General features: G+C 30.0%; 29 protein-coding genes. 26 read left to right on the top strand and 3 right to left on the bottom strand.

Translation table 11 applies throughout. The annotated features are described in order from the left end of the window. Positions 1-11 precede the first annotated feature (11 nt). The 10 genes from AB4Y15_RS10055 to folK all read left to right on the top strand — a co-directional run bounded on the left by AB4Y15_RS10055 (position 12) and on the right by folK (position 7,816). Positions 12-1,412, top strand: coding sequence for a hypothetical protein (locus AB4Y15_RS10055; RefSeq protein WP_427340217.1), 1,401 nt, complete (start codon positions 12-14; stop codon positions 1,410-1,412). A gap of 1 nt (position 1,413) precedes the next feature. Then, a complete protein-coding gene (locus AB4Y15_RS10060) occupies positions 1,414-2,121 on the top strand; it encodes an ABC transporter ATP-binding protein (RefSeq protein ID WP_427340219.1) in 708 nt (235 codons plus the stop codon). 137 nt (positions 2,122-2,258) lie between these two features. After that, a complete protein-coding gene (locus AB4Y15_RS10065; RefSeq protein WP_427340275.1) occupies positions 2,259-2,828 on the top strand; it encodes an anthranilate synthase component II in 570 nt (189 codons plus the stop codon). Position 2,829: 1 nt separating this feature from the next. After that, entirely contained in the window at positions 2,830-4,182 is a 1,353-nt protein-coding gene (gene pabB, locus AB4Y15_RS10070) for an aminodeoxychorismate synthase component I (protein ID WP_427340221.1), read from the top strand. Continuing rightward, positions 4,179-4,946 carry an aminotransferase class IV gene (locus tag AB4Y15_RS10075; protein ID WP_427340223.1) on the top strand — a complete coding sequence of 256 codons (768 nt, stop codon included), beginning with the start codon at positions 4,179-4,181 and terminating at the stop codon, positions 4,944-4,946. The genes pabB and AB4Y15_RS10075 overlap by 4 nt, the downstream gene beginning before the upstream one ends. After that, on the top strand, positions 4,924-5,595 hold the full coding sequence (locus AB4Y15_RS10080; RefSeq protein ID WP_427340225.1) for a nucleotidyltransferase domain-containing protein: 672 nt from the start codon (positions 4,924-4,926) through the stop codon (positions 5,593-5,595). The genes AB4Y15_RS10075 and AB4Y15_RS10080 overlap by 23 nt, the downstream gene beginning before the upstream one ends. 2 nt (positions 5,596-5,597) lie before the next feature. Further along, the gene (gene folE / locus AB4Y15_RS10085; protein ID WP_427340227.1) at positions 5,598-6,161 is read left to right on the top strand and encodes a GTP cyclohydrolase I FolE; all 564 of its coding nucleotides are present in this window, start codon (positions 5,598-5,600) and stop codon (positions 6,159-6,161) included. A gap of 12 nt (positions 6,162-6,173) precedes the next feature. Continuing rightward, positions 6,174-6,965: a dihydropteroate synthase gene (folP, locus tag AB4Y15_RS10090; RefSeq protein ID WP_427340228.1), complete on the top strand. Its 792-nt coding sequence runs from the start codon at positions 6,174-6,176 to the stop codon at positions 6,963-6,965. 7 nt (positions 6,966-6,972) lie between these two features. Next, positions 6,973-7,341 (top strand): dihydroneopterin aldolase, encoded by a 369-nt coding sequence (gene folB / locus AB4Y15_RS10095; RefSeq protein ID WP_427340229.1) that lies wholly within the window; start codon positions 6,973-6,975, stop codon positions 7,339-7,341. Then, positions 7,334-7,816, top strand: a complete 483-nt coding sequence (folK, locus tag AB4Y15_RS10100; protein WP_427340230.1) for a 2-amino-4-hydroxy-6-hydroxymethyldihydropteridine diphosphokinase — start codon at positions 7,334-7,336, stop codon at positions 7,814-7,816. Before folB ends, folK begins: the two co-directional genes overlap by 8 nt. A 25-nt stretch (positions 7,817-7,841) precedes the next feature. On the opposite strand, the gene AB4Y15_RS10105 is transcribed toward folK, so the two are convergent. Then, positions 7,842-8,099 carry a hypothetical protein gene (locus AB4Y15_RS10105; RefSeq protein WP_427340231.1) on the bottom strand — a complete coding sequence of 86 codons (258 nt, stop codon included), beginning with the start codon at positions 8,097-8,099 and terminating at the stop codon, positions 7,842-7,844. 272 nt (positions 8,100-8,371) lie between these two features. Between AB4Y15_RS10105 and AB4Y15_RS10110 the strand changes: the two genes are divergently transcribed. After that, positions 8,372-8,680, top strand: coding sequence for a YerC/YecD family TrpR-related protein (locus AB4Y15_RS10110; protein ID WP_427340233.1), 309 nt, complete (start codon positions 8,372-8,374; stop codon positions 8,678-8,680). Between the two features lie 13 nt (positions 8,681-8,693). Here AB4Y15_RS10110 and AB4Y15_RS10115 read toward each other — a convergent pair whose 3' ends face one another. Beyond that, a complete protein-coding gene (locus AB4Y15_RS10115) occupies positions 8,694-9,569 on the bottom strand; it encodes a nucleoside hydrolase (RefSeq protein ID WP_427340235.1) in 876 nt (291 codons plus the stop codon). A 242-nt stretch (positions 9,570-9,811) separates the two neighbouring features. On the opposite strand from AB4Y15_RS10115, the gene AB4Y15_RS10120 reads away from it, so the two are divergent. Genes AB4Y15_RS10120 through AB4Y15_RS10165 form a run of 10 tightly spaced genes read left to right on the top strand, consistent with a single transcriptional unit; the run spans position 9,812 to position 17,665 of the window. Next, entirely contained in the window at positions 9,812-10,513 is a 702-nt protein-coding gene (locus AB4Y15_RS10120; RefSeq protein ID WP_427340236.1) for a YeeE/YedE thiosulfate transporter family protein, read from the top strand. 16 nt (positions 10,514-10,529) lie between these two features. Further along, complete coding sequence (locus AB4Y15_RS10125) at positions 10,530-10,757, top strand: sulfurtransferase TusA family protein (RefSeq protein WP_427340238.1); 228 nt, start codon at positions 10,530-10,532, stop codon at positions 10,755-10,757. 20 nt (positions 10,758-10,777) lie between these two features. Next, entirely contained in the window at positions 10,778-11,296 is a 519-nt protein-coding gene (locus AB4Y15_RS10130; protein WP_427340240.1) for a YeeE/YedE thiosulfate transporter family protein, read from the top strand. A gap of 13 nt (positions 11,297-11,309) precedes the next feature. Then, a complete protein-coding gene (locus AB4Y15_RS10135) occupies positions 11,310-12,548 on the top strand; it encodes an ABC transporter substrate-binding protein (RefSeq protein ID WP_427340242.1) in 1,239 nt (412 codons plus the stop codon). A 4-nt stretch (positions 12,549-12,552) separates the two neighbouring features. Continuing rightward, positions 12,553-13,416 (top strand): ABC transporter permease, encoded by an 864-nt coding sequence (locus AB4Y15_RS10140; protein ID WP_427340243.1) that lies wholly within the window; start codon positions 12,553-12,555, stop codon positions 13,414-13,416. A 5-nt stretch (positions 13,417-13,421) separates the two neighbouring features. Next, a complete protein-coding gene (locus tag AB4Y15_RS10145) occupies positions 13,422-14,228 on the top strand; it encodes an ABC transporter permease (protein ID WP_427340244.1) in 807 nt (268 codons plus the stop codon). A gap of 13 nt (positions 14,229-14,241) precedes the next feature. Further along, a complete protein-coding gene (locus tag AB4Y15_RS10150; protein ID WP_427340245.1) occupies positions 14,242-15,291 on the top strand; it encodes an ABC transporter ATP-binding protein in 1,050 nt (349 codons plus the stop codon). 4 nt (positions 15,292-15,295) lie between these two features. After that, positions 15,296-15,967: a TIGR04283 family arsenosugar biosynthesis glycosyltransferase gene (locus AB4Y15_RS10155; protein WP_427340246.1), complete on the top strand. Its 672-nt coding sequence runs from the start codon at positions 15,296-15,298 to the stop codon at positions 15,965-15,967. A 2-nt stretch (positions 15,968-15,969) separates the two neighbouring features. Then, positions 15,970-16,677 carry a TIGR04282 family arsenosugar biosynthesis glycosyltransferase gene (locus AB4Y15_RS10160; protein WP_427340247.1) on the top strand — a complete coding sequence of 236 codons (708 nt, stop codon included), beginning with the start codon at positions 15,970-15,972 and terminating at the stop codon, positions 16,675-16,677. After that, positions 16,664-17,665, top strand: coding sequence for a phosphotransferase (locus tag AB4Y15_RS10165; protein WP_427340248.1), 1,002 nt, complete (start codon positions 16,664-16,666; stop codon positions 17,663-17,665). Before AB4Y15_RS10160 ends, AB4Y15_RS10165 begins: the two co-directional genes overlap by 14 nt. Positions 17,666-17,801: 136 nt before the next feature. Here the strand turns inward: AB4Y15_RS10165 and AB4Y15_RS10170 are convergent, their stop codons facing one another. Then, positions 17,802-18,692 (bottom strand): LysR substrate-binding domain-containing protein, encoded by an 891-nt coding sequence (locus tag AB4Y15_RS10170; protein WP_427340249.1) that lies wholly within the window; start codon positions 18,690-18,692, stop codon positions 17,802-17,804. Positions 18,693-18,998: 306 nt separating this feature from the next. Between AB4Y15_RS10170 and AB4Y15_RS10175 the strand changes: the two genes are divergently transcribed. The 5 genes from AB4Y15_RS10175 to pdxT all read left to right on the top strand — a co-directional run bounded on the left by AB4Y15_RS10175 (position 18,999) and on the right by pdxT (position 25,049). After that, the gene (locus AB4Y15_RS10175; protein WP_427340250.1) at positions 18,999-21,554 is read left to right on the top strand and encodes an FAD-dependent oxidoreductase; all 2,556 of its coding nucleotides are present in this window, start codon (positions 18,999-19,001) and stop codon (positions 21,552-21,554) included. A gap of 17 nt (positions 21,555-21,571) precedes the next feature. Then, a complete protein-coding gene (locus AB4Y15_RS10180) occupies positions 21,572-22,555 on the top strand; it encodes a sulfurtransferase (RefSeq protein ID WP_427340251.1) in 984 nt (327 codons plus the stop codon). A 52-nt stretch (positions 22,556-22,607) separates the two neighbouring features. Next, on the top strand, positions 22,608-23,315 hold the full coding sequence (locus AB4Y15_RS10185) for a TVP38/TMEM64 family protein (RefSeq protein WP_427340252.1): 708 nt from the start codon (positions 22,608-22,610) through the stop codon (positions 23,313-23,315). 277 nt (positions 23,316-23,592) lie between these two features. Beyond that, entirely contained in the window at positions 23,593-24,465 is an 873-nt protein-coding gene (gene pdxS, locus AB4Y15_RS10190; RefSeq protein WP_035165208.1) for a pyridoxal 5'-phosphate synthase lyase subunit PdxS, read from the top strand. A 2-nt stretch (positions 24,466-24,467) separates the two neighbouring features. Next, a complete protein-coding gene (gene pdxT / locus AB4Y15_RS10195) occupies positions 24,468-25,049 on the top strand; it encodes a pyridoxal 5'-phosphate synthase glutaminase subunit PdxT (RefSeq protein WP_427340253.1) in 582 nt (193 codons plus the stop codon). Positions 25,050-25,349 lie beyond the last annotated feature (300 nt).

The following is a 25,349-nucleotide window of genomic DNA, read 5'->3' on the forward strand; positions in this document are numbered from 1 at the left end:
AGGCGTTCAAAATGCTAGAAGATTTAAAAAAAATATTGAGTTACAAAAAATTGAATAATAATGGGTTCAGCTTTTCTTTGAGATATTTGATTAATATATTAATATACTTAATTTTAATTATTCTGGCAAATTTAATAGGCCAGAAAATATTTTTTGCATTAATACAAAATTATAAGGCTAACTATTATTTAATATACAACTCAATGATATATATTTATATAGCAATATCGTTTATATTTATTCGAAATGATATATTGAAGTTTATTAATAGTAGAGAATTATTATTTTTAAGAAGTATTGGTTTTAAAGAAGAGCAATTAGTTTTAATATCTCTATTGAAGGAAAAAGCAGCTTTTATCATTATATCAAGCTCATATATTATATTAAGTTTTGAAAAGGAGATTGGTATATTTAAGAATATAATAGCTAGCTTTTTCTTTTTTTTAATAATATTTGGACTAGTATGGCTTTATTATATCAACAGAAGTAAAATGTTAATCAAAATAAAAAATGTAGTAATATTTATATGTATTATATTTTTTACTAAATATTTGTGGATTGATTTTGATTTTACACATTTAATTATTTCAGATGCCAAAAAATTCATAATTGAAGGATTGTATAAAATAGGTAAAATAAAAGAACTGCAAACTTTAAAACGATTTTTATTTGATTTCAATATTATGCAGATAGGTTTATTTTTAGTAGTTGCATTTAATGTTATTTTTTGGTGTAGAAGAAAATATATACAGCAATATTATACCGGCAGAAACAGATTTAAAATATATAAAATTAGATTTACAGATGAGTTTATGTATAAAAGATTTAATAAGCATAATAACAAAATTATTGAATTTTTATTGAAAGATATTTCAATGTTAACTCAAAGGCTAGATTATAAAATAATACAAATTATATTTATTTTGATATTTTCTGTAGTGATTATAAATGTTCATAAGATAGATTTTATAAAAAATCTGATATTGATATGTATATATATTTTCTTTAACATGCTTTTTTCACAAGAATTATATAAAATTGAAGCAGAAAACTCAAGTTTATATAAAATGTTGCCTATAAAATATAGAACATTTATAAGTTCAAAGATTTGTAGTTTAGTAGTATTATCTTGTTGTATACCAATTATATTTTTAATATTAGAAACTTTAACATGCAAAATTAGCATAGTGCATTTTATAATTAGTATAATTTCCATTTTTATAATTTCTTTTATTATAGCTATGTACTATTGTAGCGTATTATCATTTTTCTATCCTAATATACACCATAAGACGGATATTCCAATGTTACTTTCTACTATATTAATTATAATTTTTCCGATTATTATCTTTTTTGTTATTTATGTTGGAATGAGAAAGGGGAAAAATAATTGGTATAAAGTGGAGGAATAGCATGTTAAAAGTTAAAGAGGTATCAAAGATATATGAAAGTGGTAGAGGAATACAAGATTTTACTTTAAATGCTAATCAAGGGGAAGTTATTTGTCTAATAGGACCTAATGGAGCAGGCAAAACAACTATAATAAAAATACTGGCTGGAGTAATGAAAAGTGATAGTGGTATATGTACTATTGATGATATTCCAACCGTTGATGTAAATGCAAAATTTAAAATAGGATATTTGCCTGAAAATGTATTTGTATATGATAGATTAACGGTATACAATTTTTTGAGATTTGTAGCTGTAATGAAGGAAATTGCTGATTTCGAAGAAGAGATAAAAAGACTGCTTTTTGAATTTGATTTATTGGAATACAGAGATGAATTTATAAAAAAATTATCAATGGGGATGAAGAAAAAGATAGGAATAATAGTTGCATTTCTTGGATACCCTAATTTAATTATTTTAGATGAACCGACAAATGGGTTAGATACTAAAGGAATTATTTCTTTAAAAAATGAAATAAAAAAAGCTAAAGATAAAGGGTGTATAATTGTGATTTCAAGCCACATTTTAGATTTTGTAAGGCATATAGGTTCAAAATTTATTTTTGTAAAATCAGGAAGAATAGTGAGGCATGTATCTGCTTGTGAAGGAATAGATTTAGAAGAAATGTACAGCATTCTACATTTCCCAGGAAATATGTCGTATTTTCGATGATTGATGTCGCTATCCATTTCCTTTCCTTTCCCAATTGACACTGATAAGATATAAGTTTAAAATTAACTTAAAGGCAGAAAATTGAAATTATTTGTCAAAATAGTGGGTTAAAGAGGGAGGAATATTTTTTGATTTTTATGCTTGATAATTACGACTCTTTTACATATAATCTATATCAATATTTAGCAGAATTAGGGGAAGAAATATTAGTTAAAAGAAATGATGAGGTTTCATTAGAAGAGATAGAAAAATTAAATCCAGAGATTATTGTTATATCTCCTGGCCCTTGTTCACCTTCCGAAGCTGGCATTTCAATAGATATAGTAAAACATTTCAAGGGCAAAGTGCCGATATTAGGCATTTGTTTAGGCCATCAAACAATAGGGCATGTATTCGGAGCGAAAATTATAAAAGCGATAAGACCAGTTCATGGGAAAGTAGAACCAATAATTCATTATAATAAAGGAGTATTTAGAGGACTTAATAATCCTTTGAAAGTTACTAGATATCATTCGCTTGTTATCGATAGAACTACTCTCCCTGATGATTTGGAAGTTACAGCTGAAACTAGCGAGGGAGAGATAATGGGAATAAGGCATAAAAAATATTTAATAGAAGGCATGCAGTTTCATCCAGAGGCTATTCTGACAGAAAATGGTCATGAATTGCTTAATAATTTCATAAAACAAGCAAGAGGAGAAAATTAAAATGATACAAGAAATATCTACTAAATTCAATTCATTTGAATTATATACAATATTTAAAGACGATAGTTTAAGTTTTATTCTTGATAGTGGGATGGATCCAAATAGATTAGGTAGATACTCTTTTATTAGTTCCAATCCATTTAAAATAATAAAAATTTACAAAAATACTACAAATCCTTTTGATATACTTAAAGAGGAGTTGAATAAATACAAAATTAAAAATTCTACTCATCTACCTTTTATTGGAGGTGCAGTAGGATATCTTTCATACGATTTGTGCAGATTTTTAGAAAAAATACCAGGCAGTGCAGTAGATGATATAAACATACCACTATTATATTTAGGATTTTATAACTGGGTAATTGTAGTAGACCATTTAGAAAACAGGACTTATATTGCAACGCCAGATATAGACGAAAAATTAGAAAATATTATTGTAAAGAAAGTTCTAGAAAGAATAAAAAATGCAGAGATAAACGGTATTGATTCGATATGCTATCAGAATAAAGAATATCCAGAAGTAATATTAAAGTCTAATTTTACAAAAAAGGAGTATTTACAAAGCATAGAGAGAATAAGAGACTATATAAGAGCTGGGGACGTATATCAAGTCAATCTTACACAAAGATTTGAGGGAAAGGTAGCAAATACAGGATATGAAATATATAGAGATTTAAGAACGGTAAGTCCTGCGCCATTTGGTGCTTATCTCAAATTTGATGAAGTTGAAATTCTTTCAAATTCTCCCGAGAGATTTATTAAAGTAAAGAACAGAATTGTAGAAACTAGACCAATTAAGGGGACAAGACCTAGAGGTAAGACGTATGAAGAAGATATGCGTTTAAGAGAAGAGCTTATAAATAGCGAAAAGGACAAGGCAGAACTTTTAATGATAGTGGATTTAGAAAGAAACGATATAGGGAAAGTAGCTAAAGTAGGAAGTGTAAAAGTGCCTGAACTTTTTAAGCTAGAAGAATATTCCAACGTATATCATTTGGTGTCTACTGTAATTGGAGAATTGGACGAAGATAAAGATTTAGTAGATTTATTAAAAGCAGTTTTTCCTGGAGGTTCTATTACAGGTGCTCCAAAGGTAAGAGCTATGGAGATAATAGATGAGTTAGAGCCAAATCAAAGGAATGTATATACAGGCTGCATAGGTTATTTGGGATTTGATGGTTCTGCAGATTTAAATATAGCGATAAGGACTATAGTTAAAAAGGGCGATTGTGTATATTTTCAAGTAGGCGGAGGAATAACTTGGGATTCAAATCCTAATGAAGAATACGAAGAAACCCTCCATAAGGCCAAATCTATAATAAAAGCACTTAGGGGGCAAATCAAGGAAATATGAAGAGGAAAGCAACTGAAAATAGCGAACTTTTTAAGTTTGGTATTGGTATATTTGAGACAGTAAAAATTTATAAAGGAAATCCAATACTTATAAAAGAACATCTTGATAGAATGTATAATTCGATTAGGGAATTAAATATAGAAATTAATATCTCTTATGAAGAATTAGAGAAAAAAGTATATGAATATGTAAAAAATTATGATTATAAAGCGTTGAGGATTACTGTGTTTGATGAAGGTTATAACTTTATGATAAGAGATATACATTATAAGGATGAAGATTACACTAGAGGCTATAAGCTCAATATCGCTCCTATAAGAAGGGGAGAAAGTTTTATATATAGACATAAAACTGCAAATTATTTTGAAAATATTTATTTAAAGAGGTTGGCTTTAAAGAAATGTTTTGATGAATCTTTAATAATAAACACTGATAATAAAATACTTGAAGGCACAATGACAAATATTTTTTTTATAAGGGGAAATGAAGTTTTTACGCCAGAGCTTTCTTTAAATATATTACCAGGTATAATGAGAAGAGAGGTTATAAAAATAGCAAAGAGCATAGGAATAGAGGTACATGAATGTATAATAGATATAGGAGATTTAAATAAATTCGATTTTGCTTTTATAACTAATAGTTTAATGGATGTTTTAAAGGTTAGAGAAATTGAAGACATAACGTATGACGAAGATAATGAAGTTTTTTATAAATTGAAGACTGCTTTGGAGGAAAAACTTTATGGATGTTTTACAAATTGTTGAACAACAAATAGAGGAAATTAAAAAAAATATAGATGTAACTTCTATTATTTTAGTAGGTTCTATGAGAAATTTAGAATTTGATGTAGAATTAAGTGATATAGATATATTTGTAATAACAGAAAAAGGCAGCAGACAGATAAGGAAGATTCTAAAGATTTCGGGTGTAGAATTCGATATGAACTATTTTTCGAAAAAAGTTTCAGAAGAATTAATTAAGAAAAGAGAACAATTCTTTATTGAATGTCTTAAAGATGGTAAATTAGTATATGATAAAGATGGATTTGGTGATTATATTATTAGAGAGTCTGTTAAAGAATATAATAAAGGACCAGATAAAATAGAAGATTATGAAATAAATAACTGTATAATTAAGATAAATGATTATTTTAAAAAGCTTAAGAAGCTACAAAATGGACCGAAGTATGAATACCATTTTCTTTCAAATTTATGTCTTAAGGAGATGATAAAATTATATTATAGGTTAAATAATATGTGGATTCCGAAGGATAAAAAACTGTTAAAAAGTCTTAGAGATTTGAATAACGATTTGTTCAGCATTGCTGTGGATTTTTATAATGAATACGACATTGAAAAATTAAAAGAAGTATTTGATTATATTATAGGAGAAAACATACAAAAGGAGATGTAAATATGAATAAAGAAAAGATTAAAAGAGCCATTAGAGATATTTTAGAAGCAATAGGTGAAGACCCAGATAGAGAAGGACTTAGAGGGACACCTGATAGGATAGCTAGGATGTATGAAGAAATATTTTCAGGACTAAATGAAGATCCAAAAAAACATCTGGAGATTTACTTCCAAGATGAAAAATATGAGGAATTAGTTTTGGTTAAAGATATACCTTTTTATTCAATGTGTGAACATCATTTAGTACCTTTCTTTGGTAAAGCACATGTTGCATATATACCTAAAGGTGGAAAACTTACAGGGCTTTCTAAACTTGCAAGGGTAGTTGAAACCGTTGCAAAGAGGCCCCAACTACAAGAGAGAATTACTAAGACTATTGCAGATACTTTAATGGAAGTTCTTGAGCCTTACGGTGTAGTAGTTGTAGTTGAAGCTGAACATATGTGTATGACTATGAGAGGAGTAAAAAAACCAGGTTCAAAAACTGTTACATCAGCAGTAAGAGGTATATTTGAAACAAGACCAGAATCTAGGGCAGAAGTTATGAGCTTGATAAACCACAAGTAAAAGGGGGATATTATGTTTGAATTTGGCAAAAGAACTTATATAATGGGGATATTAAATGTAACTCCTGACAGTTTTTCAGATGGTGGTGAATATTTTGATATAGATAAAGCAGTTGAGCATGCAAAAGAAATGGTTAGAGAAGGTGCAGATATAATTGATGTAGGAGCTGAGTCAACAAGACCTGGAGCCCAGGAAGTATCTGAAGAAGAAGAATTAAAAAGAATAATTCCAGTAATTAAAAGATTAGTTAAGGAAATTAATATACCAATTTCAGTAGATACTTATAAATCCAGGGTTGCTGAAGAAGTTTTAAAGCTTGGTTGTCATATAATAAATGATGTTTGGGGACTTCAAAGAGATAAAAACATGGCAAAAGTTGTTGCTAAATATGATGTCCCAGTTATTATTATGCATAACCAAATAGGGACTGAATATAAAAAAGATATTATGGAATCTATAAAAGATTTTCTGAAAGAAAGTATTAGATTAGCAAAAGAAGCAGGTGTTAAAGAAAAGAATATTATATTAGACCCAGGGATTGGTTTTGGAAAAACTCCTGAACAAAACATGGAAGTTATGCGCAGACTTAAAGAACTTACTGAATTAGGATATCCAATTTTATTAGGTACTTCTAGAAAATCTATGATTGGTAAGATTTTGGACTTACCTCCAAAGGAAAGAGTTGAAGGTACTATAGCGACAACAGTTATGGGAATCATGCAAGGAGTAGATATTGTAAGAGTACATGATGTAAAAGAAAACTTACGAGCTGCTAAAGTAACTGATGCTATTTTTAGAAAGTAGGGATATTTTGGATAAAATAATACTAAAAGGCTTAAACTTTTATGCCTATCATGGGGCATTAAAGGAAGAAAATGTTATAGGTCAAAAATTTATCATTGATTTGGAAATTTTTTGCGATTTAAAAAGGGCAGGAGAAACTGATGATTTAACTCAGTCAGTAAATTATGCTAAAGTCTATGAAACAGTCAAAGATATATGCGAAAACAATACATTTAAACTTATTGAGGCTTTGGCTGAAAATATTGCAATAAAAGTTTTAAATGAATTTAAAAATGTTAAAGAGATAGTTGTAAGGGTAAAGAAACCTCAAGCTCCTGTTAATGGGATATTTGACTATTTTGGCGTAGAAATAAGGAGAGTAAGAAACAATGGCTAAGGTGTATCTTGGGCTAGGAACAAATTTAGGAGACAGACTTAATAATTTAAAGGAAGCTATACAGCTTATTAAAAACTTTAAAGATACTGAAGTAATAAAAGTTTCTAAAATATATGAGACCGAACCCTGGGGGTATACTTTACAGGATAGATTTCTAAATTTATGTATAGAGATAGAGACTGCTTTAAGTCCATTTGAACTTTTAGAAGAATGTCAGAAAGTTGAGAGAATATTAAAAAGAGAGCGTTATTTCAGATGGGGTCCTAGAACTATTGACGTCGATATATTGATTTATGATGATGTTTTTATAGATGACGATAAGTTAACAATACCCCATCCTAGAATTCAAGAAAGAGCTTTTGTTTTAGTACCATTAAGGGATTTAAACGAGGACATAGTAATTAAAGGTAAAACAATTACAGAGTGGATAGATATTGTAGGGCTTGAGGGAATAAAGGAGTTTACTTCCAAATAAATATAAGGCTTGCAATTGCAAGCCTCTACCTTAGCTCAGTATTTTCCATATTTTTTGGACTAGCAGGAATTCCTTCAATTCCTCTTTTTTCAGTAATAGGAGTAGTTTCTGAATAAAATCTCATAGTATCAATGGCGTCTACATCTCTTTGCATATTCCAAGGGAATACAAATGCATTTGTTTCTTTTTCTATTATTGGATATTTTTCTGCATTGTATGTTGAAAGTATAATATCTTGTCCATTTGAAGATTTAGGTTTGTTTTTATTATAGTAATTTTTCAAAATATCACTTCCTTTATAATATGTTGAGGATAGACTTCAAAAATAGTATTTGTAAAACAAATAAAAATATTATAGATTTATAGATTTTTAAAAAGCCTTTGGTAGACAGGGAACAGAGATGTAAGAAATGAAAAATTGAAAATGTAAAATGTAAAATTGGTCAATAGTCGACGGCCGATAGTTATCAGAAGCAGTAAAGATATAGATGACAATATATATATATTTAGCATTTAACATTTAAAATTTAAAATTTGTTTTTTGGGAGGGGTTCAATGTCTTATAACTCTAAAATAAAAGATCCTCATATAGATGAGCTTTTTGAAGCTATTTTAGAACTTAGAAATTTAGAAGAGTGTTATAGATTTTTTGAAGATATTTGTACAATAAAAGAAATAAAGTCTCTGGCTCAGAGACTTCAGGTTGCAAAATTATTAAGAGAGAATAAAACTTATATAGAGATTGAAAATGAAACAGGTGCTTCTACAGCAACTATTAGTAGAATAAATAGGGCACTTAATTATGGAGCGGAAGGATATAATTTAATATTAGATAGGTTAGAGCAAAAGAAAAATGAAAAGTAGATTTTGTAAGTAATTATATAATTACATTATCCCATGCTTCAAAAATTATATTATTAAATCTTTCTACATCTTTAATTTTAGTAGGTATATTAATTTTATAACCTTTATGTGAGTTTTTATCTATTATAAGATATCCTTTTTCTAAATCATTTGGGGTAGATATTATATTTTGATAGTTTTCATCAAATAATTCTGGATTTGTCACATAAACTGCAGCAACTATGTCCCAGTTATAAAATCCTTTTATACCGAATTCAGCCATTACAAAGTTAAACCAATTAATGGTTTTATCTTTGATGTATTTATATATTTTAGATTTACTATTCATCAATCTTTTGTATTCGTATTCACCAAAGAACGCTTGTAGACAAATATGTCCTGTTAAAACTGTTATTTTAACTCCAGATGTCAATACAATATGGGTAGCTTCTGGGTCACATGAGAAATTAAGTTCGTCTAAATTTTTTCCATTAATGATTAAAGGTTTTGTTATGCCGCCCATTAAGACAATCTGTTTTAATTTTTTGAAAAAGTCTTTGTCAATTTCATAAGCGTTTTTAAGATTTGTAAGAGAACCTGTTGCTAGTAGCGTTACCTCATTAGGATATTTATTCACAATATCTACTAAAAAATTGGCAGCAGGGCTATTTTTTTCAGATTTTGAACTAGCTCCTTTGTAAAGGGGTAAATTTATATTTAATTCTTTAAACATTTTTTTAGTATTTTCAAATACTGAGTCAATTGTGCTATTTCCATAAGTTGTCGTAATACCTAGTAAATCTATATCTTTTCTACCTAATAGATATATAAGTGCAAGACCGTCATCTACATCTTTTCCTTCTAAGCCCATAGTGTTATCACAATCAAATATTACCTTGATTTTTTTCATACAAATTACCTCCTTTGTTTAATTTATAATATGTATCTCTGTATTTTGCATCAGTTCAACAAATCTAAGTTTATTATATCACTTTATTAACTATAGAGGTCTAACTTGGATTAATACAACTATAAAACATTTTTATCCTATATAATTATACTCTATATGAAATGGATAATCATTAATGTATAATATAGATTATAGGGAGTTTGTTTGATAATTAACATACTTATGGTTTAGGGGTTGATTATATGTCTTCTAATAGAATTGAAGAATTGAAAAAAAGAAGGCAGAGAGAGATTAGAGTTAATAGGAAAAAAAATCAAAAATTTTATGCATTTGTAATGTCAATTATTTCTATCATTATATTTATCTTTTTATTTCAGAGCAACAGAACTTACAGTATTTTCTGGCTTATTGGACTTTTAATCGGTATAACGATGCAAAGATCAAGATTTTGCTTTGCTGCAAGTTTCAGAGACCCAATTATGGTTGGTAGTACATCTATTTTAAAAGCAATTATTATAGCTTTTATGATAGCAACTATAGGGTTTGGAATTATTCAATATGATTCAATAGATAATAGTAGTGTTATTGATATAGATAGATTACCAGGTCAAATTAGCCCAGTTGGGATTCATACAGCTATAGGAGCAATACTCTTTGGAATTGGTATGGTAATTGCTGGTGGGTGTGCTAGTGGAACTCTTATGAGGATAGGCGAAGGTTTTTTGTTGCAAATTGTTGTACTTATTGGATTTATTATAGGAACTGTATTAGGAGCGTATAATTTTGAATTTTGGGATAAGCTTATTATTAAAAAGTCGCCAACAATTTATATACCTAAGTATATCGGGCTACCAACAGCAGTAATTTTACAAATAATTTTCCTTACAGTATTATATTTTATTGCAGATTGGTACGATAAGAAAAACAATTTGATGTCTAGTTGATATAGGAGGGATATAATTGGCAGAGATAAAACTAGATTGCATGTATGAAGCATGCCCGATACCTTTATTGAAGGCTATGAAAAAATTAAAAAAAATGAATATAGGAGATGTGTTAATTTTAGAAACAGATCATAGTTGTTCCATTAAAAATGTGGTTGAATGGGCTAAAAAACAGGGTCATAATGTAGATTATATTGAAGTAGGAGAAGGTGAATGGGAAATATATATAGAAAAGCGGAAATGAAAGGGTGATATATTGAAGTTATGAAATTTTACGAAAAAATTATAAAAAAACCTTGGCCGTATTGGGTAGGCGGTATTTTGCTTGGAGTTTTAAACATTATTTTATTAGCATTAACTGGGAAACCATGGAAGATAACAACTGGTTTTTTATATTGGGGATTGTCATTTTTGGAGTTTTTAGGATTTGATTGTTTAGATTGGTATTATTTTAATGTTTATTCTAATGAATTGGGAAAAGGAGAAACTTTCGTTTGCAATTATTATACAATATTAAATTTAGCTGTAATCGTTGGAGCGTTATTGGCCGTTCTTTGGGCATCTGAATTTAAATTAAAAAAAATAAAAAATAGAAGACAATTATTCTTCGGGTTATTGGGTGGAATAATTATGGGATATGGGACAAGACTGAGCTTTGGATGTAATATTGGAGCTTATTTTAGTGCAATACCTTCACTTTCTTTACATGGATGGGTGTTTGCAATTTTTATGTTTGTAGGGGCTTTTATAGGCACTAAAATATTATTTAAATATTTATTATAGAGGAGGTTGTATTATGAAGAAAAAGTTTTTAAGTATACTGCTTATTTTAGCTTTAGTTGCAAGTCTAGTGGGGTGTAGTGGTAACGAAAAGATAGAAGGAAATGTTTTAGAAAAGAGTTGGGAAGATATATTGGCTGAAGCTAAAGGTACTACTGTTAACTTCTATGGTTGGGGTGGAAGCCAAAAGGTGAATAATTGGATTGACACATATTTAGCTAAAAGGCTAAAAGAAGAATATGACATAACTTTAAATAGGGTACCTATGAATATTGATGATATTTTAAATAAATTATTAGGAGAGAAACAATTAAATAGCCAAGAAGGAACTATTGATATAGTTTGGATTAATGGTGAAAATTTCTATACAGCTAAAGAAAATGGGCTATTATTCGGACCTTTTACAGATAAGTTACCTAATTTTAATAAATACATTGATAGTAACTCTGATGAGGTTAAATATGATTTTGGGTTTAAGGTTGATGGCTATGAAGCACCTTATGGTAAAGCTCAACTTGTTATGATATATGATAAGAATAAAATAGACAAAACACCTAAAAACTATAAAGAGTTATTAGAATTGGCTAAGAAAAATCCTGGAAAGTTGACATATCCTGCTCCTCCAGATTTCACAGGTAGTGCATTTGTGAGAAATATAATATACGATATTGTTGGATATGAGCAATTTATGAATATGAAGCCAGATAAAGAGACAGTTAAAAAGGCAATCAAGCCAGCTATTGACTATCTTAAAGAATTGAAACCTTATTTATGGAGGGAAGGTAAGACATATCCAGCTACAATATCTCAGCTTGACAATATGTTTTCAGATAATGAGGTATTGATGACTATGAGTTATAATCCAAACCATGCTGCAAGTAAAATTCAGACAGGTGAGTTTCCAGATACGACAGATACTTTTATTTTTGATAATGGCACTATTGGGAATACTCACTTTTTAGCGATACCTTTTAATGCACCAAATAAAGCAGGAGCTTTAGCTGTTATTAATTTTATTTTGAGTCCTGAAGCACAAGCTTCAAAATACGACCCTAAAAATTGGGGAGATTTGCCAGTTTTAGATAACAATAAATTGAGTGATAGTGAAAAGAGTTTGTTTACTAATGTTAAAATAGGGAAAGGGACATTACCACAACAATACTTGTTAGACCATAGAGTTCCTGAGATGCCTGCAAATTTGATACCTATTATTGAAGAGATATGGTTAGAAAACATACCTGTAGAGGGTGAGTAGAATATTGAATACAAAAATGAAACCATATATACTTCTGATTCCTGCATTGACGATATTAATAGGGATATTCATCTCTGGACTAATCATGGGATTAGTCCAGAGTTTTGGTTACTTTTCTGTAATAGGGCTAAAAGATTTTACACTGAGATACTATTTTGAAGTATTAACGGATAAAGATTTTTTACAGTCCTTAAGGTTTAGTTTTTATATTTCTTTAATTTCATCTGTAATTGCAGTAGTTGTAGGAGTTATATTGGCTTATTCTATTTTAAGAAGTAGGTATAAAAAGAGAATAGAAAAATTTATCTATAAGTTACCTATCATAGTTCCACATACAATCGCAGCTTTACTTGTATATAATTTGTTTTCGCAAAGTGGAATTGTGCCTAGGATACTTTATAATATTGGAATAATAGATAGCCAGAGTCAATTTCCATCTTTAGTTTTTGATAGATTTGGAATTGGGATAGTAATAGCTTATTTATGGAAAGAGATACCTTTTATAGCTATGGTAGTATATACAGTTCTTAGTAATATAAACAATAGACTCGTTGAGGTTGCTTTGAATCTTGGAGCTAATAATAGGCAGGTATTTTGGCATATTCTGTTGCCTTTAATTATGCCATCTATATTTTCTTCCTTTATAATAATATTTGCTTTTTCGTTTGGGGCTTTTGAGGTACCGTATTTATTGGGACCTACAACACCGAAAACACTACCTGTTAAGGCTTATATTGAATATACAAATCCAGATTTAACAAATCGTCCTTATACAATGGTAATAAATATGATTATAACTTTTATTTCTGTGTTATTTGTATGGATTTACAATAGAACTTTCAAATTGATGTCCAAATATAATGGGTGATAAAAATGAAAAAAAGTAACTTTATATATACAGCAGTAATGTATTTTCTTATATTTGTTTTAATTTTTCCTCTATTTATTTTATTAATATGGAGTATAACTAATAACTGGCCTTGGCCTCATATATTTCCTAATAGTTTTGGTTTAAGAGGTTATAGATACATCTTTAGCTTTTCTAACAAAGCTATTAAGGTACTACTTTTTAGTGTATGGCTATCTTCTGTAGTTACCTTTATAACATTGATAATAAGTATACCTGCTGCAAAAGCGTTGGGAGTTTATAATTTCAAAGGGAAAAAAATTATAAAAATACTTGTATTAGCACCGATAATAGTTCCGCCATTGACAGTAGTTATGGGAATTCATGTTGCATTTATAAAACTAGGACTTGCTAACACATTTTGGGGAGTTGTTTTAGTTCATTTAATTCCATGTTTACCTTATGGAATTAGAATTTTAACTGATGTATTTGAGATAATAGGTGAGTCAATGGAGATGCAAGCAAGAGTTTTAGGGGCGAGACCAATGCAGGTTTTTTTTAGAATTACTCTTCCTTTGATAACTCCAGGTTTAATATCGGCTGGAAGTCTTATTTTCATAGTTTCTTTTAGTCAATATTTCTTAACTTTTTTAATAGGTGGAGGAAAAATAGTTACATTTTCTATGCTTTTATTCCCATATATCCAGAGTGGGGATAGGATGATGGCTTCAGCATTTAGTGTAGTTTTTATTCTTACAGTTTTAATTGTATTATTGTCAGTTGAAAAAGTTGTTAAAATATATTATAAAACTGAAAACCATTTTTATCTATAAGGGGTAGTGTATAATGTCTGAAATCTTACTAAAAAATATTTCCAAGACCTTTGATGGTAAAAAGATACTTAATAATATAAATATACAGGTAAAAGAAGGGGAGATGGTTTCACTATTAGGTCCTTCAGGTTGTGGTAAGACTACAACTCTTAAGATAATTTCAGGACTTATAAAACCTGATGAAGGTGATGTATTGTTTAATGGTAATTCTGTTATGAATGTTCCAGTTGAAAAAAGGGGAGCAGTTATAGTTTTTCAAGATTATCTTCTTTTTCCTCATATGACTGTAGAAGAAAATATAGGGTTTGGTTTGAAAATGGCAAAAGTGAAAAAATCTAAAAGGCTAAAAAAAGTTAAAGAGATGATTGATTTAGTTGAATTAAGAGGACATGAAAAAAAATATCCCAAAGAGCTTTCAGGTGGGCAAAGACAGAGAGTAGCAATTGCAAGGGCATTGGCAATAGAACCGAAGGTTTTATTGCTTGATGAACCATTTTCTAATTTAGATACTAGATTAAAAGAGGCCATGAGAGATTTTATTTGTGACATACAAAGAAAACTTAATATAACTACTATTTTAGTTACTCATGATAAAGAAGAAGCTCTTATGACTTCAGATAAGATAGTAGTAATGATGGATGGAGAGATTAAACAAGTAGGTACACCAAAAGAGCTTTACCAAAGCCCTTCTACTATTGATGTTGCCAATTTTTTTGGAGAAAAAAATTATATAAAAGGTGAAATTAAAGATGGGAAATTTGTAAGTGATTTTGGAACTTATGAAATAGATTATAGTGGCAATAGAAGGGTTATAGCAATGATTAGATCAGAAGAAATTAAACTATTACCTAAAGAAATTAGTACAGGAATTCCAGGGATAATAAGTACAAGAAGATATGCAGGGGATAGAATATACTATAATGTTACTGCAAGAGGACATCTTTTTAAGTGCTTAAGCAAACCAGAAATTAATTTTCAAGTAGGGGACGAGGTGTTTCTTAATATAGATTATAAAAAGGCAGTATTTTTTGATGAACGGACTAAAAAACGTATAAGTTGGTGATTTTATGATATCTATAATAATACCTGTACTTAATGAGGAAAAAAGTATAGAGTCTTTACTTAAACAGATTAATAAATTAAAAGGAGATAAAGAGGTTATTGTTGTAGATGGTGGTAGTGTAGATAATACAGTTGATATAGCGAAAAAATATGCGAAAGTTATAATGAGTGAAAAGGGCAGAGCTAAGCAAATGAACAAAGGAGCCAAAAATGCAAAGGGAAATATTCTATGGTTTGTTCATTCAGACTCATATATACATGAAGGTTCTTTAGAAAAAATAGAGGAAGCTATTGAATCTGGTTATATTGGAGGAGGATTTTCTTTATATTTCTATGACTTGGATACACGTTTTATGAAATTTGTAGCTGTAACATCTAATTGGAGAGCAAAATACTTTGGCTTATTTTTTGGAGACCAAGGAATATTTGTTAAAAGAAGTATTTTTGATGAATTAGGAGGATATCCTGAGATTGAGTTGATGGAAGATTGGGAATTGTCAAGGAAACTTTCAAAAATAGGCAAAATGACTATGATTAAAGTACCAATAGGTACGTCAGCCAGAAGGTTTATAAAAGGAGGTCAGCTCAGAACGCTACTTTTGATGCATAAAATCAAATTGTTATATTTAATAGGTGTATCTCCAGATAAATTAAGTAAGATTTATAGGGGAGGCTAGATATGGATGCACTAATATTGATGACACGAATACCAATACCAGGTAAAACTAAAACTAGGCTAATCGGTACATTGACTAAGGAAGAATGTGCTGAAATACACAAAGCCTTTCTATTAGATATCTTCAAATCGTTTAATTTTATCAAAGATGAAATAGATATATATTTAACTTTTACTCCAGAAGATTCTCTTTATTTAATAGAGAACATATTGCCTGATTATATTCAGTGTTTTCCTCAAACTGGTGATAGCTTAGGTGAGAGAATGTCAAATGCAATGGTATATCTTTTTGAAAAAGGGTATACAAAGGTAGGGTTAATGGGATCAGATATACCAGATATTCAACCTTTTGAAATAAGAAAAGCTTTTGAAGAGCTTGAAGACAATGATGTTGTAATAGGTCCTACATTTGATGGAGGATATTTCTTTATTGGACTGAAAAAAATGACTAAGGAATTATTTATAAATGATATAAAATGGGGGAATAAGTCAGTTTTAGAGGGCACAATTGATATTGCCAATGGAATGGGGCTAAAGACCGCATTAATAGAAAAGCACAGAGATATAGATACAAAGGAAGATTTATTTGCTTTTTATGAAAACATGAAAAAAGGTATTTGGAAAGATAAGATAATTCCTCATAATACTATAAAATTCATACAAAATTGTTGGAGTGATAGGGAAAATGTTAAAAAATATGCTGAAAGATAAAATTATAGATTATATTAAAAATAATAGAGAATTAAAATATTTAGGATTTGGGAATGACTTTCAAGTAAAATTCTTAGCTCAAGGTGAGTATAACATAAACTTTACTATATATTGCGGCGAAAAAAAATATGTTTTTAGGGTAAATACGGGGAGTCAAATAGATGTTAAAAGCCAGATTAGGTATGAGTTTGAAGCTTTAAAGAGACTTGAGATAAGTGGGGTTACCCCAAAGGTATTTTTTGTAGACGATACAAAGACGTATTTTAATTATGGAATATTGATTATGGAGTTTTTAGATGGAAGACCTTTAGAGTATAATAGAGATTTAAATAAGGCAGCTTACATTTTTTCTAGGATACATTCTCTAGACTTGAATAAGATAGATACAAGTAATTTTATTGTTGAGGAAAATATTTTTACAGATAGAGTGAATGAAGGGAAAAAATTACTCAAAGATTTCCTGGTTGAACCTAGTATAAATAAAGATATTAAGAAGTTTTTTTATAGATTTCTAGAGTGGGCAGAAGAGAACAAGTGGAAGGAAAAATATTTTATAGATTATAAATGGCATGTAATAAACAATACAGAAGTAAATTCGCATAACTTTATAATTGGTAACAAAAAGAGTTATCTTATTGATTGGGAGAAACCTGTTTTAAGTGACCCTTGCCAAGATCTGACACAGTTTTTAGCTCCAACTACTACACTTTGGAAGGCCGATTACATTTTAAGTGCTGAAGAGAAAGAACAATTTTTTAAAGAATATATAAAAGGTCTTGGGGGTATAGATAACGAAATTAGAGACAGGGTAAGATTATATATGCCATATCTTTACCTAAGAGCATTGTCGTGGTGTGCTTTTGCATATCTTGAGTATCAAAAACCAGACAAAGATATTAAAAATATGGATACATTCAAAAAGATTAAAGCATATTTAGATATTGATTTTATGAGGACACTTTTAAAAGAATACATTAGTGATATCTAACAAAATCTTCAACTTTAATAAATTATAAGGATGATTTTGCCTATATCCATTACGGAAATTATATTTAAAATTATCCACAATTCAATAAGGTATATAATTTCCTATGGATTATAAAAAAAGCGGCTAATGCCGCTTTTTAACAGAAACCACGTTTTGAAGAACATATAAAATCTATAAAATTTAATTCATAAGGATTTAATTCATAGTCTTTTCTGTAAGCTACGTAGAAGTCTGATAATATTTCCATATTTTCTATTTCTATAACTTTCAATAATCCATCTCTCAGTTCTCTTTTGATTGATAGTTCAGGAATAAAAGATATACCCTTTCCAGATAAAACTGAGGTTTTAATAGCTTCCATTGAATTGAGTTCATATATAATATTTAAATCATCTATCTCAATATCTTGGCATTTTAAAGCTTTTTTTATAGTTTCTCTAGTACCAGAACCTTCTTCTCTGAAAATAAGAGGGAGTTTAACAAGTTCGTCTAAAGTGATCTTCTTTTTAATAACTGGTAGAGATGTAACTAAAAGTAATTTATCAGAAGTGATTTTAATAATCTTTAAATCTTTATTTTTAACATTTCCATGTATAATTCCTATGTTAGTATTTCTACTAATAAGATTTTCTATAACTTCCTTTGTATTTGTAATTTCTAAATTTATTTCTACGTCTTTATTATCCTGTTTATATACATATATGCTACATGGTAATGCATATTCTCCTATCGCCTTACAAGAACCTATCAGCAAGTGTTTTTTGTGAGTTTTTAGATTCTCAAGGTCTCTTTCTATGTTTTCCTTTAGAGAAAGAATGGTGTTTGCATAATCAAAAACTATCTTTCCAGCTTCAGTTAACTCAACACCCTTATTACTTCTGTTAAGTAAGCTAACTTGTAATTCTTTTTCTAAAGACTGTATTTGCATACTCAGTCCTGGTTGAGTCAGATGAAGTATTTTAGCAGCCTTTGAAATACTATTAACTTTCACGGTTACATAGAAAGCCTTGAGATACTGTAAATTCATAATACCACCTATTCTTTGAATTTCTTTATAATAACACCAATCTTTGGTTTTGTCAACCTGATTAAATTTAAGAATCGAGGCTTAGTTCTAGTTTGTATTATTATATTATATCATAAATTAAATTATACAGCACATTACATTTTAATCTTATTGACAAAAAATAAACATGCAATAAATTATTGTTATATATCATAAACAAAACTTATTATTTGTTAATAAACTTTTATATTATAATCTTATTGTAGACGTTTTAACAAAGTTAGTAAAGAGTTGATAGATTTTTATTGAGTGAGAAGGGGGTCAACAATGAATAAGGTTACCTATCCAAAAGAAGTTTTGGAAAAAATGAAGGAAATTGTAGATAATTGTATGGGTGATGCTCCACCTTATTGTGAAGCTACTTGTCCTATGCATACTGATGTAAAAGGATATGTAAATTTGATAGCAGAAGGGAAGTTCAAAGAAGCAATTGAGTTAATAAGAGAAAAATTATTCTTGCCCGCTACTTTAGGGAGAATTTGTGCTCACCCATGTGAGGATAAGTGTAAAAGAGGAGAGTTTAAGCAACCTATGTCAATTGCGGCATTGAAGAGATTTGTTGCAGATAACTACGATGATGAAAAAGATTGGGATTTAAGTATTGAAACTGAGAAGGATAAAAGGGTTGCAATTATTGGTGCAGGACCTGCTGGTGCTCAGGCAGCATTAGATTTAAGGAGAAAAGGCTATAAGGTAACAGTATTTGAGAAACTTCCTGTTTTAGGTGGAATGATGAGAGTTGGAATTCCAGAATATAGGCTGCCAAGAAATATTATAGATTTTGAGTATAGCTTGCTTGAAAAAATTGGTGTTGAATTTAAACTAGGAGTAGAAATCGGAAAAGATATATCATTTGAAGCACTAAGGAAAGATTTTGATGTAGTTTTAATAGCAGTAGGAGCTCATAAGGGAGTAGTAATCCCAGTACCTGGTCATGATCTTAATGGAGTTTCAAATGCTGTTGAATTTTTAAGGGAAGTGAGTTTAACTAGGAAGGCTAATATAGGGAAGAAAATAGCTGTTATAGGTGGTGGAAATGTTGCAATAGATGTTGCTAGAAGTGCAAGGAGAGTAGGCGCAGGAGAAGTACATCTTGTATGTCTTGAGCCAAAGGGAAAAATGCCTGCTCATACTTGGGAAGTTGAGGAAGCTGAAGAAGAAGGCGTAATCATACATGATGGTTTTGGGCCAGAAAAGATAATAGGAAAAGATGGTAAGGTAGTAGGATTTGAAATAAAAGAATGTGTATCAATTTTTGATAAAGAAGGGAAATTTAATCCTAAATTCAATGAAAATAATAAGAAAGTCCTAGAAGTTGATAATGTTATTTTTGCTGTAGGACAAGCGGTAGATAATTCTTTTGTTTCAGATGGAATATTAGAAACCCAAAGAGGTGGGAGATTTAAGGTTGACCCTGTAACTTTACAGACAAAATTAGAAAATGTGTTTGTTGCAGGGGATGCATCTGGAAGGTCTACAATTGTAATTGAAGCCATGGCAGAGGGAAGAAAGGCCGCAATTTCAATTGATAGATATCTTCAAGGTAAGGATTTGTATTCTGATAGGGAATTCGAAGGAAGCTATGAAACTTGGTTGGAGACTGAAATAAAAGATGATACTCCTAACTTACCAAGGGTTGAAACTAGGAAGGTTGAACCAAGCAAGAGGGTATTAAGCTTTGAAGAAGTAGATTTAGGTTTTACTGAAGAACAGGCAAAAGAGGAAGCTTCTAGGTGTTTAAAATGTGAATGTAGATTATGTGTAAAAGAGTGTGAGATGTTAAAGGATTTTTGTAATTGTCCTAAGGATTTATTCAAAGAGATATTAGAAACAGGAGAAATTGACCCTAAAATACCATATTCATGTAATATGTGTAGTCAGTGTACTTTGGTATGTCCAAAAGACTTCAAGATTAAAGATAGATTTATGGATATTAGAAAGCAGATGATTAAGGCTAACAATGGTAAGTCTCCAATGAAGGGGCATAATGCAATTGAAATGCACCAGGCTTTAGGATTCTCAAAATTGTTTAATATATCAATAAAAGATAGTAAAGCTAAAAAGACTAAACGTGTATTCATACCAGGATGTAGTTTGCCATCATATAATCCTTACGCTGTAGGCATGATTTTAGAATATTTACAAGAAAAACTACCGGGTACAGGTGCAATATTAAAATGTTGTGGTAAACCAACTAAAGCTTTAGGACAGGTCGATAAGTTTAAAGAGAGATATGCAAGCTTACAAGCGGAAATAGACAAATTAGGAGCTGAAGAAATAATAGTAGCTTGTCAATCATGTTTCTTAACAATTTCAGAGTACAGCCCAAATCAAAGAGTAAGGTCACTATGGACAGTGTTACCAGAGATAGGGTTACCTGAAAATGTAAGAGGAATAGGCAAAAATAGTGATATAACATTCGCAATACACGATTCATGTTCAACTAGAGATAGATCAGATATACATGATGGAATTAGGTGGATAATAAACGAATTAGGATATAAAATTGAAGAATTACCTTATTCAAGAGAAAATACAAGATGCTGTGGTTTTGGAGGAATGGTAGTACCTGCTAATCCTGAATTAGCATTAAGAGTTATGAAAAGAAGAACAGCCGAGGCTAAATCTGATTACATGGTTACTTATTGTGCAGCTTGTAGGGAGTCTATGGTTAGAGGTGGAAAAAATGCACTTCACATACTAGATTTAATATTTGGAGGTCCATGGACTTCAAAATCTAAGTTTCCTGGTGTTCCAAGTAGCCCTATTACAAGCTGGATAAACAGATATAAATCTAAGAGAGAAATTAAAAAGAGAAAATAATTAAAGGAGGTAATAAAATGAGAAAAGTAAAATTTATAAGTTTAGCGTTAATTGTAATTGTAGTTGGTGTATTAGTTTGGTACTTCGGTTTCCAAGGACCAAAAGTAAAAACTAGTGAAGAATTATCTAAACAAGAAAGTAAGTATGCTGATTATGCAAATCCAAAAGTAATAGTAAGTGCACTTAAAGCTAAAGAGATAATTGACAAAGGTGGGAATGTTGCTGTTATTGACATAAGAAGATCACCAGAATACTTATTAGGTCATATACCTGGTGCTGTTAATATATGGAGACCAGATTATGAGAGCGAAAATTATCCATTCGGTGGAATGAGAGCAGAAAAGGAGAAAGTAGAGAAATTACTAGGTAGCTTAGGAATTGATAATGATACATTTATATTGTTATATGATGGAAAAGGAGACTATGATGCAGCTAGATTATGGTGGATACTTGATATGTACGGTCATGAGAAAATGGCACTAATAGACGGTGGTATTGATGGATGGAAAGCTGCTGGACTTGAATTAACAACTGCTAAGCCAGAGATTACTCCAAAAGAATATAAATTTAAAGGTAAAGTAGATGAAAGTAAGTTAGCTACATTAGAAGATGTTAAAGCTGCAATAAATGACCCAAATGTAATAATACTAGATACTCGTTCAATAGAAGAATTTACTGGTGAAACTTTAAAGAAAGGTGCTTATAGAAAAGGAAGAATACCTACAAGTGTTTGGATTGAATACAAGGAAGCTATTAATGTTGGAGAAGGTGAAGATAAGACTTTTAAAACTGTAGAAGAGTTAAAGAAAATCTATGAGTCAAAGGGTATTACTCCTGATAAAACTATAATAGCATATTGCCAATCAGCAGTGAGATCAGCTCATACTACTTTTGTTTTAACTCAATTACTTGGATATAAAAATGTTAAAAACTATGATGGTTCATGGATAGAGTGGAGCTACAATAAAGATTTACCAATAGAAACTGGAGAAGCTAAGTAAACGTATAGGGAGTAATACTCCCTATACGTTTAAAAAATCTGGAGGTGTAGTTATGGTTAAAAAGAAAGAAAAGAAACAAGATAAACAAAAAAGTTATGTAAAGCTTGCTATTACTCTTGGAGTTATAGTGGTTGTTGTTGCTCTTATGAAATATTTTGGTCTTTTTGAATATATTAGCCTTGAAAATATGCAGAATTTAAAAGCTTGGATTAATAGCTATGGAGCCATTGGACCTATAATTTATATAATTTTATATATCATAGCATGTTTATTCTTTCTTCCAGGATTGCCTATAGCTATATTAGCTGGATTGGCTTTTGGACCTGTAATGGGTGCTGTATATGCTTCTATAGGAGCTACTTTAGGTGCTTCAGCGGCATTTTTAGTAGCTAGATATGCGGCTAGGGATATGGTAGAAAGTTGGGTTGAAGGAAATGAACAATTTAAGAAGATAGACGAAGGTGTTGAGAAACAAGGATGGAGAATGTTAATGATAACTAGATTAGTTCCTGTATTTCCTTTCAACCTTCAGAACTATGCTTATGGACTTACTAAAATTAAGTTCGGAACTTATGTTTTAGTTTCATGGATATGTATGATACCAGGAGCTATAGCTTTTACATTCATGGGAGGTTCAATTGTAAGTGGAGAAGGTAATATAGGCAAGACTTTAATGTATCTTGGCATTGGAGCAATTTTCTTTGTAATAATCTCACTAATACCTGGATGGTTAAAGAAAAGAAAAGGATTGGAAATATAAGGATTAAGGCTTACACCTTAATGTTGGTGTAAGCCTTTTTATTTATAAAAATATTTTTAAAACTGACTTTTTTAACTATATTGACGCAATACAATTATTATGACATAATAGAATTGTAATGGTAATGTAACTATAAAAGATAATAAATAACGATACAATTTACACAACAAACGATACAAACACCAATACAATACTTGTTAGTTTGTATTAATTTATGAAAAATTATTATCCAAATGTTTTATCTATTATTAAAAATATTATATGAGGGGGATATAGTATGAATAAGAGATATGAATTAAACAAAAATCTTGCACAAATGCTTAAAGGCGGAGTTATTATGGATGTTACAAATCCAGAACAGGCTAAAATAGCTGAAGAAGCTGGGGCCGTAGCAGTTATGGCATTAGAGAGAGTACCTGCTGATATTAGAAAGCAGGGGGGAGTGGCAAGAATGTCTGATCCTAAAATGATAAAAGAAATAAAAAAAGCAGTATCAATACCAGTTATGGCAAAGGTAAGGATTGGACATTTTGTAGAGGCTCAAATTTTAGAAGCTATAGGAATAGACTTTATTGACGAGAGTGAAGTTTTAACTCCAGCAGATGAGATGTATCATATTAATAAAAAACAGTTTAAAGTTCCTTTTGTATGTGGTGCTAGAAACTTAGGGGAGGCATTACGAAGAATTGCTGAAGGAGCATCTATGATAAGAACGAAAGGAGAAGCGGGAACTGGTAATGTTGTAGAAGCTGTAAGGCATATGAGACAGATGCTTTCTGAAATAAGGAAATTGAAACTTATGCCTAAAGAAGAGCTTATGACTGCTGCTAAAGAAATGGGAGCACCTTATCATTTAGTTGAATATGTAGCTGAACATGGAAGGCTTCCTGTTGTAAACTTTGCAGCTGGTGGAATTGCAACTCCTGCAGATGCAGCTCTTATGATGCAGTTAGGATGTGATGGAGTATTTGTAGGTTCTGGTATTTTTAAATCTTCTAACCCAGAAAAGAGAGCAAAAGCAATAGTTAAAGCAACTACATATTATAATGACCCTGAAATTCTCGCTGAAGTTTCTGAAGATTTAGGAGAACCTATGTATGGATTAGAAATTAGTAAATTGACTACAGAATTTGCTGAAAGAGGATGGTAATAATGATTAAAGTCGGAGTACTAGATTTTCAAGGGTCTGTAATCGAACATATTGAAATGCTCGAAAAAATAGAAGGAGTACAGCCAATCAGAGTAAAATACGAACATCAGATAAAAGAAATAGATGGATTAATTATTCCTGGTGGAGAAAGTACTACAATAGGTAAGATTATGAAAGACTTTAATATATTTTTGCCGTTAAAAGAAAAGATTGTAGAAGGTATGCCTGTATGGGGAACATGTGCAGGAATGATATTATTGGCGAAAAAAATTGTAGGGCAGGATTATGTACATTTAGGAGTAATGGATATTGAAGTAAAAAGAAATGCATATGGTAGTCAGATAGATAGTTTTATGATAGAAAAGACAATACCACAAGTTTCATCAAAACCAATATCATTAGTTTTCATTAGAGCACCTTACATTGAGAAGGTTGGAGAAGGAGTTGAGATTTTATCAGAGCATGAAGGCAAGATTATCGCTGCAAGAGAAAAGAATATGTTGGCAACTTCATTCCATCCTGAACTCACAGAAGATGAATCATTCCACAGATATTTTGTTGACATGATTAAAGAAAAATTATAGTCTTTTAAAAACCCCTGCTTTGTATAAGCAGGGGGTTTTTAAGTTATTTAGTAAATTATTAAAAAGATATTCAAAGGAGTTTTAAAAAAGAAAAATGTAGAAAAATGTCGGAAATAAAATACATAAATGGCATTGATGTCCTTAGAGTGATTTGTTATAATGTATGTAAGTTTGTACAAGTTTATAACTAAATATTCCAATTTCAACATATTTAAATCTAGCATCTTACTACGATTTGAATAAGAACAAGCAAAATATAAAAAATCAAAATTATAGATTTTTGTAATGGATTAATATTCT

Source organism: Caloranaerobacter longqiensis (assembly GCF_050286925.1).
Lineage (GTDB): Bacteria > Bacillota > Clostridia > Tissierellales > Thermohalobacteraceae > Caloranaerobacter.

Bases quoted from the DNA above. Each gene is read 5' to 3' on its own strand.
- AB4Y15_RS10170 (WP_427340249.1), bottom strand. From the start codon at position 18,692: ATGAATTTACAGTATCTCAAGGCTTTCTATGTAACCGTGAAAGTTAAT.
- AB4Y15_RS10120 (WP_427340236.1), top strand. From the start codon at position 9,812: ATGTCTTCTAATAGAATTGAAGAATTGAAAAAAAGAAGGCAGAGAGAG.
- pabB (WP_427340221.1), top strand. From the start codon at position 2,830: ATGATACAAGAAATATCTACTAAATTCAATTCATTTGAATTATATACA.
- pdxT (WP_427340253.1), top strand. From the start codon at position 24,468: ATGATTAAAGTCGGAGTACTAGATTTTCAAGGGTCTGTAATCGAACAT.
- folE (WP_427340227.1), top strand. From the start codon at position 5,598: ATGAATAAAGAAAAGATTAAAAGAGCCATTAGAGATATTTTAGAAGCA.
- AB4Y15_RS10075 (WP_427340223.1), top strand. From the start codon at position 4,179: ATGAAGAGGAAAGCAACTGAAAATAGCGAACTTTTTAAGTTTGGTATT.
- AB4Y15_RS10065 (WP_427340275.1), top strand. From the start codon at position 2,259: ATGCTTGATAATTACGACTCTTTTACATATAATCTATATCAATATTTA.
- AB4Y15_RS10080 (WP_427340225.1), top strand. From the start codon at position 4,924: ATGGATGTTTTACAAATTGTTGAACAACAAATAGAGGAAATTAAAAAA.
- AB4Y15_RS10165 (WP_427340248.1), top strand. From the start codon at position 16,664: ATGCTGAAAGATAAAATTATAGATTATATTAAAAATAATAGAGAATTA.
- AB4Y15_RS10110 (WP_427340233.1), top strand. From the start codon at position 8,372: ATGTCTTATAACTCTAAAATAAAAGATCCTCATATAGATGAGCTTTTT.
- AB4Y15_RS10055 (WP_427340217.1), top strand. From the start codon at position 12: ATGCTAGAAGATTTAAAAAAAATATTGAGTTACAAAAAATTGAATAAT.
- folP (WP_427340228.1), top strand. From the start codon at position 6,174: ATGTTTGAATTTGGCAAAAGAACTTATATAATGGGGATATTAAATGTA.
- AB4Y15_RS10175 (WP_427340250.1), top strand. From the start codon at position 18,999: ATGAATAAGGTTACCTATCCAAAAGAAGTTTTGGAAAAAATGAAGGAA.
- pdxS (WP_035165208.1), top strand. From the start codon at position 23,593: ATGAATAAGAGATATGAATTAAACAAAAATCTTGCACAAATGCTTAAA.
- AB4Y15_RS10150 (WP_427340245.1), top strand. From the start codon at position 14,242: ATGTCTGAAATCTTACTAAAAAATATTTCCAAGACCTTTGATGGTAAA.
- AB4Y15_RS10160 (WP_427340247.1), top strand. From the start codon at position 15,970: ATGGATGCACTAATATTGATGACACGAATACCAATACCAGGTAAAACT.
- AB4Y15_RS10155 (WP_427340246.1), top strand. From the start codon at position 15,296: ATGATATCTATAATAATACCTGTACTTAATGAGGAAAAAAGTATAGAG.
- folK (WP_427340230.1), top strand. From the start codon at position 7,334: ATGGCTAAGGTGTATCTTGGGCTAGGAACAAATTTAGGAGACAGACTT.
- AB4Y15_RS10130 (WP_427340240.1), top strand. From the start codon at position 10,778: ATGAAATTTTACGAAAAAATTATAAAAAAACCTTGGCCGTATTGGGTA.
- AB4Y15_RS10145 (WP_427340244.1), top strand. From the start codon at position 13,422: ATGAAAAAAAGTAACTTTATATATACAGCAGTAATGTATTTTCTTATA.
- AB4Y15_RS10060 (WP_427340219.1), top strand. From the start codon at position 1,414: ATGTTAAAAGTTAAAGAGGTATCAAAGATATATGAAAGTGGTAGAGGA.
- AB4Y15_RS10180 (WP_427340251.1), top strand. From the start codon at position 21,572: ATGAGAAAAGTAAAATTTATAAGTTTAGCGTTAATTGTAATTGTAGTT.
- AB4Y15_RS10135 (WP_427340242.1), top strand. From the start codon at position 11,310: ATGAAGAAAAAGTTTTTAAGTATACTGCTTATTTTAGCTTTAGTTGCA.
- AB4Y15_RS10115 (WP_427340235.1), bottom strand. From the start codon at position 9,569: ATGAAAAAAATCAAGGTAATATTTGATTGTGATAACACTATGGGCTTA.
- AB4Y15_RS10185 (WP_427340252.1), top strand. From the start codon at position 22,608: ATGGTTAAAAAGAAAGAAAAGAAACAAGATAAACAAAAAAGTTATGTA.